Origin of the sequence: Streptomyces sp. RP5T, assembly GCF_003933965.1 — a bacterium.
GTDB lineage: Bacteria > Actinomycetota > Actinomycetes > Streptomycetales > Streptomycetaceae > Streptomyces.
Genome location: NZ_RSAJ01000018.1, coordinates 26,194 through 35,659 on the forward strand (window position 1 = coordinate 26,194; position 9,466 = coordinate 35,659).

Consider the following 9,466-nt stretch of genomic DNA (forward strand, 5'->3'; position numbering starts at 1 on the left):
TTGCACAGCGAAGACTTCCAACTGCCCCGGTCGCGTGCGGCCAACGAACGGCTCCACGCCCTGATCCCCGGGGGCGCGCACACCTACGCCAAGGGCGACGACCAGTACCCCGAGGACCTGGCCCCCGTCATCAGCCACGGCCGCGGTGCCCACGTGTGGGACGTCGACGGCAACCGCTACATCGAGTACGGGTCCGGCCTGCGGTCGGTCAGCCTCGGACACGCCCACCCTCGCGTGACCGAGGCGGTGCGGCGCGAGATCGAGCGCGGCAGCAACTTCGTCCGTCCGTCGATCGTGGAGGTCGACGCCGCGGAACGCTTCCTGGCCACGGTGCCGACCGCCGAGATGGTGAAGTTCGCGAAGAACGGTTCCGACGCCACCACCGCCGCGGTACGCCTCGCCCGCGCCGCCACCGGGCGCCCGCGGGTGGCCCTCTGCGCCGACCATCCGTTCTTCTCCACCGACGACTGGTTCATCGGCACCACACCGATGTCCGCCGGCATCCCGTCGGCGACCAACGAGCTCACCGTGGCGTTCCCCTACGGGGACCTCGCCGCCACGGAGGAACTGCTCACCCGGTACCAGGACGAGATCGCGTGTCTCATCCTCGAACCCGCCACCCACACCGAGCCGCCGCCCGGGTACCTCGCCGGCCTGCGCGACCTGGCCGACCGGCACGGCTGCGTACTGGTCTTCGACGAGATGATCACCGGCTTCCGCTGGTCCGAGGCGGGCGCCCAGGGCCTGTACGGCGTGGTCCCCGACCTCTCCACGTTCGGCAAGGCGCTGGGCAACGGATTCGCCGTCTCGGCGCTGGCCGGGCGGCGCGAGCTGATGGAGCGGGGCGGGCTGCGTCACTCCGGCGAGCGCGTCTTCCTGCTGTCCACCACGCACGGCGCCGAGACGCACTCCCTGGCCGCCGCGATGGCCGTGCAGAGCGTCTACACCGAGGAGGGCGTCACCGCCCGGCTGCACGCCCTCGGCGAGCGGCTGGCCGCTGGTGTCCGCGAGGCCGCGGCCGGCATGGGCGTCGAGGAGCACGTCGTCGTCCGGGGCCGGGCCAGCAATCTGGTCTTCGCCACCCTCGACGAGAACAAGCAGCCGTCGCAGGAGTACCGCACCCTGTTCCTGCGCCGGCTCCTCGCGGGCGGGGTGCTGGCCCCGTCGTTCGTGGTGAGCAGCGCGCTCACCGACGCCGACATCGACCGGACCGTCGATGTGGTGGCCCAGGCCTGCGCGGTGTACCGGAAGGCACTGGACGCCGCCGACCCCACTCCCTGGGTGGGCGGACGACCGGTGAAGCCCGTATTCCGTCGCCTGGCGTGACCTGACGTCAGTGGGGCTCGCCCTGACCGGCGCCGCCCGCCCGGCCGACCGGGCGGGCGGCCATCCGGTCGGCGGCCCGGTCGACCAGCCACGCGGTCGCCGGGACCACCGCCAGCGCGGTGCACCAGCCACCGAGCGCGTCGGTGGGGTAGTGCGCGCCCAGGGCGACCTCGGCCCATCCCATCGCGGCCCCGGCCACAAGCGCCGCACCGAGCACGAGTGACAGGCCGGCCGTCCTGCCGAGGCCGAGCCGGTCCGTCGCCACCAGCGCCACGACGAGGGCGAGTGCGGTGAAGAACGAGGTGTGCCCGCTCGGATACGACAGGTTGTCGGGGCCGTGGATGGTGCGCCCCACCAACTGCTTGAGCAGCGTCGCCGTCCCGACGACCGTGACGGCGCCGACGACGGCCAGCACCGCCGCGCGCGGACGGCGAAGCAGCAGGCAGCCGGCCACGACGACCATGACCAGCGGCACCGATCCGGCCGGCTCTCCCAGGAAGTCCAGAGTCAGGGCGACGCACCGCCACGGGGGCCCCACACTGTCCGCCGTCGGCGGGACGAGCCAGCTGTCCACCCGGCCGGGCCGGCTGTGACCGGCGTACATGGCCCCGATCACCAGGACCACCAGCCCGGCGAGGGCCGCGACCAGCCCGAGCGGCGCACGCAGCGACGGAGGCAGCACCGCGGGCGCCGTCCGGCCGGTCACACGCCCACCGCGTCCACGGGCCTCGACGCACCCCGGACGCGGTCTCCCTGGCCCCTGATCTCGCCCATGATCACGTCGACACGCTATCGGAAGGCACGGACAGCCGGGTGGCGGAACGAGGGCGAACAGGACACACGGGCGGTGTTTCGGCGGGAAACAGGCGTCATGCGGGCGCATACCGGGTCACCACGGCGCCCGCCGCGACCAGTGCCGGGCGGCCGATCGGTACCGGCGCCACACACCGAACGGGCCCCGAGGGACGCGCTTTCGGCCACCTCCACCGCCACGCCCTCCCGGTCGCCGCGCTGGAGACTGCCCCACGGGTCCACCGACCGATACAGGCACCCGGCCGACCGATACAGGCACCCGGCCCACGAGGCACCCGCTTGCGAGCCGGGATCCCGCCCGTATTCCGCGAGGTGCCGGACCGTCGTCCCCGCGCCGATCACCGCGTCGCCGAAGCGCCGGTCGCCGTTCAGGGGCCCGTCGCCAGGGAGGGATCCACGTGGATCTTGGGGCCCGGACCCGCGCCGGGTGGGCGCTCGCCCGCGAGTACGGGGCCGATCGCGTCCAGGGCCACGGTCGCGGCCACCAGCGGCCTCGGGTCGACGACCCTGTCCGCGTACGCCCTGATGGTGGCGTCGAGTCCGGGGGAGGCCGACAGGACGCCGACCGCGGTCACGTCCTTGAGGACGAGCGCCCGGGTGTCGATCCTGCTCGGCTCACCGGCCAGCCCGATGTACACGAGCCGCCCGCCCGGTTCGACCAACTCCTGGGCGAGCGCGGGCAGGTGGACCGCGTTGGTGGCGTCGACGACCGCGTCGAACGGCAGGTCCGGCAGCGTGTCCTCGCGCCAGGCGTGCGGGAAGTCCAGGGAACGCGCGAAGGCGAGGGACTCCTCGGTGGCGCCCAGCAGGTGCACCTCCGCACCGGCGGCCCGGGCGAACAGCGCGACCAGCAGACCGATGGTGCCCGGCCCCAGCACCAGGACCCGGTCGCCGGGCCCCGCACCGGTGGCCCGCACGGCCCGCAGGGCGTTGCCGCCCGGCTCGACGAGCGCTCCGAGCACCGGGTCCACGGAATCGGGCAGCGCGTGCAACGAGTCCGCGGGTACGACGAGTTGTTCGGCCAGAGCGCCCGCTCGGCCGCCCCGGATACCCACCTCCTCCCGCTTCTCGCACACATGCTGCCGTCCGCGTCGGCAGCGGCGGCAGGTCCCGCAGCCGAGCATGGTGTCGCCCATGACCCGCCGCCCGGCCCAGCCGGGATCGACGCCGGCGCCGACCGTGCGCACCCGCCCGGACCACTCGTGGCCCAGCCGCATCGGATAACCGGCGTGCCCCTGGTGCAGATAGGCCATGGCGCCGGTGAAGAACTCCAGATCGGTCCCGCACACGCCGACCCGCTCGACGTCGACGACGACCTCACCGGGAGCGGCGACGGGCACCGGCACCTCCCGCACGGCGAACTCCCCGGGGGCGGTGAGGACGAAGGCACGCATCAGAAGGGCTCCTTCAAGGGGCCGAGTACCTCGCGGATCTCCGCCACGCGGTCCACCAGCGCCCGCAGCGGGGTCCGGTACGCCAGCGCGCTCACGCTCACGGCCCCGGAGGGGACCCGCGGCGAGGTGCCGTACACGGGCAGGGCGAGGCAGTTGACGCCGGCCTCGTTCTCCTGGTCGTCCAGGGCGTACCCCCGCTCACGCGTGTCCCGCAGCTCGCGGTGCAACTCCTCGGCCGTGCACAGGGTCCGGGGCGTCCGGCGCTCCAGGGGCACCTCGCCGATCCACCGCCGTACGGTGTCGAGGGCGCCCAACTCATGGGCGAGCAGCATCTTTCCGACCCCCGTCGCGTGGGCGGGGTTGCGCCCGCCGACCGTGGAGGTGAGCCGGACGGCACCGGTCGGCGGGTCCACCTTGGCGCGGTACACGACCTCGCGGCCGTCGAGGACGGCGTAGTGCGCCGTCTCGCCGAAACGGACGGCCAGTGTCTCCAACAGCGGCCGCACCCGCACGTGTTCGGGGCGGGCCTCGTGATGGGCGAAGGCCATCCGCAGGAACTCGTCGCCGAGCAGATAGCGGCCGCCGGGGTCCTGGCCGGCGAGACCGGCGCGGCGCAGCGCGGCCAGGGCCCGGTGCACGGTCGGCTTGGGACTGCCGATCGCCCGGGTGAGCTCGTCCAGCGCGACCCCGTCCGGATGCCGGGCCAGTTCCTTCAGCACGGCCAGCACCCGGTCCGACCCCACCAGACGGTCGCCCTCCGCGCGGTCGGTGACGGGGGCTGTCGAAGCGGGGAACCGCTGCGTATGCTGCATGGCGTTCCGGATAGTAGACCGCCGTACCGATTACCGGAAAGAGCCCCAGCGATGAACCTTCGCAGCGCGCAGTGGTACGCGGGACAGGACCGCAACGCCTACATCCACCGGGCCTGGATGCGCCGCGGCGTCCCGGCCGACGCCTTCACCGGCCGGCCCCAGATCGCCATCGCCAACACCGCCTCCGACCTCACCCCCTGCAACGCCCACCTGGACGAGGTGGCCAGGTCCGTGCGCGACGGCGTGTACGAGGCGGGCGGTATCCCCCTCGACCTGCCCGTGGTGTCGCTGGGCGAGACCAACGTGCGGCCCACGGCCATGCTCTGGCGCAACATGGCGGCGATGTCCACGGAGGAGATGCTGCGGGCCAACCCGCTGGACGGAGTGGTCCTGCTGGGCGGCTGCGACAAGACGATCCCCTCGCTGCTGATGGCCGCCGCCTCCGTGGACCTGCCCGCGGTGGTGGTGCCCGGCGGGCCCATGCTGACCGGCACCTTCCGCGGCACCCCGCTCGGCTGCGGCACCGACGTGTGGCGGCTGTCGGAGGAGGTCCGCGCCGGGACGCTGTCCCAGGAGGACTTCACCCGCTCCGAGTCGTCGATGATCCGCAGCCGCGGGCACTGCAACACCATGGGCACCGCCTCCACCATGGCGCTGGTCGCCGAGGCGCTGGGCACGGTCGTCCCCGGCGTGGCCGGCACGCCCGCTCCGGACAGCCGGCTGCTGGAGGCCGCGCACGGCACCGGACGGCTCGCGGTGGAGCTGGTGTCCGGCGACCGCCGCCCGAGCACCTTCCTGACCAAGGGGTCCTTCCACAACGCGATCGTGGCGCTGGCCGCGATCGGCGGCTCCACCAACGCCGTCGTCCATCTCCTCGCCATCGCGGGCCGGCTGGGCGTCGAGCTGACCCTCGACGACTTCGACCGCATCGGCTCCCGGGTTCCGGTCCTGGTGGACCTCCAGCCCGCCGGACGCTTCCTCATGGAGGACTTCCACCGCGCCGGCGGACTGCTCGCCGTGCTGCGCGAGGTCGCCGACCTCCTGGACCCCGACGCGCTCACCGTGACCGGAAAGCCCCTGGTGGACCATCTCGCCGATGCACCGATCTGGGACGCCGAGGTGATCAGGACCCGGGCCCGCCCACTCGTCGAGGAGGGCGGGATCGCCGTCCTGCGCGGCAGCCTCGCCCCCGACGGGGCCCTGATCAAACCCGCGGCCGCATCGGCGCACCTGCTGCGCCACCGGGGCCGGGCGGTCGTCTTCGACAGCATCGAGGACTTCCACGCCCGCGTCGACGACCCGGACCTGGACGTCGACGCCGACTCCGTCCTGGTCCTGCGCGGCTGCGGCCCCAAGGGCTACCCGGGCATGCCCGAGGTGGCCAACATGCCGCTGCCCACCAAGCTGTTGGAGCAGGGGGTGCGGGACATGGTGCGGATCTGCGACGGCCGGATGAGCGGAACGGCGTACGGCACCGTCGTCCTGCACGTGGCCCCGGAGGCGGCGGCGGGCGGCCCGCTCGCCCTCGTCCGGACCGGCGACGTCATCAGCCTCGACGTGGAGGCCCGCCGCATCGACCTGGAGGTGCCCGCGGAGGAACTGGCCGCCCGCACCCCGAACGCGGCCACCCTGGAGGGCTTCGCGAACCCGGCGCGCGGCTGGGAGCGGCTGTACGTCGACCATGTCCAACAGGCGAACCAGGGTGCGGACCTGGACTTCCTCGTCGGCTCCAGTGGCTCGGAGGTCAGCCGCGAGTCGCACTGACCCGTCCGAGGTGGGCGGGGCCCGCCCCGCCCACCTCGTGGACGCCCCCTTGACGTGCGCCCCGGGCCGGTCGGCGCTCCGGACGGGAACCCTAGTGAACAGGTAGGGAAACATGGGGTGTGTCGCACCGGCCACCGGCCGAGAGACCCGTACACTCCCGCCTTCACCTCTTCTCGATCCTGGACCGGGCCGCGCACACCGCCCGCACCTCCTGACCGTTCCGTGTGCGTGATCCTCGACGCGGCGCGGGCGTCCCGGGCGCCCCGGTCGGGCCGGACGATCCGAGCGTGGCCGGTCCCGTGCCATGATCGCCCCCATGGCCGTCCGTATCGACCTCGCCGACGTGCACGACCTCCACCGGGTCCTGGAGGATCACCCCCGCTACTGGGGCGAACGAGACCTGCGCGCCCTCCATCTCACCGCGCTGGTGCGGGAGTTCGGCTCGACCTGCCTGGTCGCCCGTGCCGCTGACGGCATCCGCGGCTACCTCATCGGCTTCGTCACCCCCGACCGCACCGGTTACGTCCACCTGATCGCCACCCGCGACGACGCCCGCGGCACCGGCCTCGGCCGTACCCTCTACGACGCCTTCACCGAGGCGGCCCGCCGACAGGGCGCGGTCCGGCTCAAGGCCATCACCTCGGTCACCAACGAGGGCTCGGTCGCCTTCCACCGCAGCCTCGGCTTCGACGACCGCGTGGTGCAGGACTACGACGGCCCCGGCCGCCCCCGAGTCGTGTTCACCCGCGACCTGAACTGAGTTCCGCCTCGACCGGGGGAGCGGGCACGAAGCCACCAGCGCCCCCGAAACGCCGCGTGGCCGGCGCTCGTCTCCCTCCCCCGAAGGCGACGAGCACCGGCCATTCCCCCGGCGCCGGACAGTGGTCCAGCCTCGTCCGTGTGCGACCCGACTGCGCTGTCACCAGCACATGACCGCGGTTTCCCCCGAACCCCACGCGGAGTACAGGCGCACACGGACGAAGTAGCGGCGGCCCTTGACGAGACGGGCCCTGATCGTGGCGTTGTGCGGAGTGCCTCCGTCGTCCCGGCCGCAGAGGAAGCGGGGTTCCCCGTCCCGCTCCTCGAAGACCACGACGACGGTGTCGCCGTCGCCGAAGGTGCCCACGGTGTAGTCGCGGGTCTCCGGCGGTTCCACGGTGAAATCGGCCTGCCCACCCGGTCCGAGCCCGAGCGGCACGGACCGGAAGGGCACCAGCGCCGGCGGCCGGACCTGCTCGGCCGGCGGGTACCAGCGCAGGACGTACTCCTTGTCGGCGGCCGACAGGGTGCCGGGCGGGTTGAGGCCCCCGCGGTACTGCTCCGGCTCCAGGATGAGCCCCGCCTCGAAGGGATACTCCATGATCGACTGCGGGTCCCAGACGGAGCCGTTGACCTCGTCCGGGTCCAGCTTGCGCAGGATGTTGAAGAACGTCCGGTCCCGGCTCCAGAAGTTCGGCGGGCCCGCCAGATCGGCGTAGACGGCCTCGTCGTCCCAGTGGATCCCGGCGAACGGACTCTGGTGCTCGTGCAGCATGCCGAGCGCGTGCCCGATCTCGTGCAGGGCCGTCCCACGCTCCCCGGGCGCGGTCAGGTCCCAACCGAAGTTCATGGTGCGGTCGTTCAGTCCGGCCAGGAGCGCGTCCCTGCCCACGGCCGACCAGGAGCCGTCGCCGATCTGGAACCCGATGCGCAGCTCGGCCTCCGAACGATCACCGACCTCGGTGAACCTCACCCCGATCCCCAGGTCCTGCCACTCCTTGAAGCACTCGCGCACCACGTCCCGCTGCTCCTTGGCGCCGGCCCACGACACCCGACGCGACTGCCCGGTCCCCGGAACAGGAATGACCGACCCGTCGGTGTCGCCGTCGAAGAAGCAGTAGTGCAGGACCGTGCCGTTGACCCACATCCGGCTGCCGCCGATGAGCGCACTCAGCCGCTCGGCGGCCAGCCCCGGTGCGAACGCCGGAGCCGGCTGCTGCGCGAGGGAGCAGTAGCGTGCGGTCATGGCGTTCAGCGTGCCGTCGACGGCCCCGGGGCGCCTGAGTCGGGGGCTACTCAAGTCGCCCTGTATCAGGACTGAGTAGCGGTGCTCTAGCTTCCGTGACGACTTTCGAACGGGACGCGAAGACCCTGGAACTGCCCTGGCCGTTCACCGGGCGCGAGGCCGAACTGGAGCTGGTCCGCGGATCGGTCGCCGGTGGCCGGCAGGGCATCGTGGTGACCGGCCCCGCGGGGCGGGGCAAGACCCGGCTCGTCACGGAGGCCGTACGCGGGACGGACTGCGCCAGGGTGGCGGGCACGCCCGACACCCGCGGGCTCGCCTTCGCCGCCTTCGCGCACCTCCTGCCCGAGTCGGTGTCCCTGCACCGGGCCGTCCAACTCCTGTCGTCCGTAAGGCTCCTGCTCATCGACGACGCCCATCTGCTGGACGACGCCTCGGCCGCCCTCGTCCACCAGCTCGCGGTGCACGGCCGCACCCGGCTGCTGGTCGTCGCCACCGAGGGCGCGCGGACGCCGGGCGCGATCTCCCGGCTGTGGACCGGAGAGCTCCTGCCGCGGCTCGCCCTGGAACCCCTGCCCCGCGAGGAGACCGCGCGACTGCTCGCGGCCGGCGCCGACGGCCCGGAAGCCCTCACCGTCAACCGGCTGCACCGCCTGTGCCAGGGTGATCTGCGCCTGCTGCGTGAACTGGTGGACGCGGTGCGCGAGCGCGGACTTCCGCGCCGGGTACCGGACTCGGACGAGTGGGAGTGGCGCGGCCCGGTCCCCGTCACCGCGACCGTACGCGAGCGCACCGCGCACCTGCTGGACCGCACCGGTCCCGGTGAGCGGGAGACCCTGGACCGCCTGGCCTTCGGCGAGCCCCTCCCGGCGGACGCCGACACCCTCGACCTCGCCGCCCTCGAAGGTCTGGAGGCCGAGGGGCTGGTCCACGTCGACGAACAGGGCGCCGTGCACCTCGCCCACCCCCTCCACGGCCCGGTGCTGCGTGCCGCCGCCGGACGCCTGCGGGCCCGACGCCTGGCCCGCACCCCGGACAGCTGCGCGACCGCCCTGGAGACGGAGACGGCCGCCCTGACGCGGGCGATCGCCGAGTCGGACGTGCGAGCGGTCCTGGCCCCGGTGGGGGAGTGGCTCGTGGCCGAGTGCGGCGGCATCCCGGCCCGGCACGCCGCCGTACGAGCCCGGTTCGCCCGCCTGCGAGGCGAGCTGCGTGAGGCCGCGGCCTGGTCCAGGGAGGGCCTGCGCACAACTCCGGGCGACCCGTCCTGCCACCGCGAACACGCCCTGGCCGCAGCCCAGTCGGGCGCCCCCGAACACCTCCCGAGCACCGCCGCCCCGCACGCCGCCCGGCAC

General features: G+C 73.5%; 7 protein-coding genes and 2 pseudogenes. 4 read left to right on the forward strand and 5 right to left on the reverse strand.

Features of this window, described 5'->3' with window-relative positions; genetic code table 11:
• Positions 1-1,326 carry a glutamate-1-semialdehyde 2,1-aminomutase gene (locus EHS43_RS03770; RefSeq protein ID WP_125189086.1) on the forward strand — a complete coding sequence of 442 codons (1,326 nt, stop codon included), beginning with the start codon at positions 1-3 and terminating at the stop codon, positions 1,324-1,326.
• Positions 1,327-1,333: 7 nt separating this feature from the next.
• Here the strand turns inward: EHS43_RS03770 and EHS43_RS03775 are convergent, their stop codons facing one another.
• The 4 genes and pseudogenes from EHS43_RS03775 to EHS43_RS03790 all read right to left on the reverse strand — a co-directional run bounded on the left by EHS43_RS03775 (position 1,334) and on the right by EHS43_RS03790 (position 4,357).
• Positions 1,334-2,032 carry a phosphatase PAP2 family protein gene (locus EHS43_RS03775; RefSeq protein ID WP_125189087.1) on the reverse strand — a complete coding sequence of 233 codons (699 nt, stop codon included), beginning with the start codon at positions 2,030-2,032 and terminating at the stop codon, positions 1,334-1,336.
• Between the two features lie 178 nt (positions 2,033-2,210).
• Positions 2,211-2,367 (reverse strand): annotated as a pseudogene (locus tag EHS43_RS47370) (N-acetyltransferase); the annotation flags it as partial.
• Between the two features lie 140 nt (positions 2,368-2,507).
• Positions 2,508-3,533: a zinc-binding dehydrogenase gene (locus EHS43_RS03785; protein WP_125189088.1), complete on the reverse strand. Its 1,026-nt coding sequence runs from the start codon at positions 3,531-3,533 to the stop codon at positions 2,508-2,510.
• Positions 3,533-4,357, reverse strand: coding sequence for an IclR family transcriptional regulator (locus tag EHS43_RS03790; protein WP_369009038.1), 825 nt, complete (start codon positions 4,355-4,357; stop codon positions 3,533-3,535). Before EHS43_RS03790 ends, EHS43_RS03785 begins: the two co-directional genes overlap by 1 nt.
• A 39-nt stretch (positions 4,358-4,396) precedes the next feature.
• On the opposite strand from EHS43_RS03790, the gene EHS43_RS03795 reads away from it, so the two are divergent.
• Complete coding sequence (locus EHS43_RS03795) at positions 4,397-6,109, forward strand: IlvD/Edd family dehydratase (protein ID WP_125189089.1); 1,713 nt, start codon at positions 4,397-4,399, stop codon at positions 6,107-6,109.
• Positions 6,110-6,425: 316 nt separating this feature from the next.
• Positions 6,426-6,869: a GNAT family N-acetyltransferase gene (locus tag EHS43_RS03800; protein ID WP_125189090.1), complete on the forward strand. Its 444-nt coding sequence runs from the start codon at positions 6,426-6,428 to the stop codon at positions 6,867-6,869.
• A 159-nt stretch (positions 6,870-7,028) separates the two neighbouring features.
• Here EHS43_RS03800 and EHS43_RS03805 read toward each other — a convergent pair whose 3' ends face one another.
• Positions 7,029-8,114, reverse strand: a complete 1,086-nt coding sequence (locus EHS43_RS03805; protein WP_125189091.1) for a M12 family metallopeptidase — start codon at positions 8,112-8,114, stop codon at positions 7,029-7,031.
• A 95-nt stretch (positions 8,115-8,209) separates the two neighbouring features.
• Between EHS43_RS03805 and EHS43_RS03810 the strand changes: the two are divergent.
• Positions 8,210-9,466: pseudogene (locus tag EHS43_RS03810) on the forward strand (ATP-binding protein); the annotation flags it as partial.

Excerpts from the sequence above, each read along its gene's own strand:
- EHS43_RS03795 (WP_125189089.1), top strand. The coding sequence starts at position 4,397 with ATGAACCTTCGCAGCGCGCAGTGGTACGCGGGACAGGACCGCAACGCC.
- EHS43_RS03805 (WP_125189091.1), bottom strand. The coding sequence starts at position 8,114 with ATGACCGCACGCTACTGCTCCCTCGCGCAGCAGCCGGCTCCGGCGTTC.
- EHS43_RS03785 (WP_125189088.1), bottom strand. The coding sequence starts at position 3,533 with ATGCGTGCCTTCGTCCTCACCGCCCCCGGGGAGTTCGCCGTGCGGGAG.
- EHS43_RS03800 (WP_125189090.1), top strand. The coding sequence starts at position 6,426 with ATGGCCGTCCGTATCGACCTCGCCGACGTGCACGACCTCCACCGGGTC.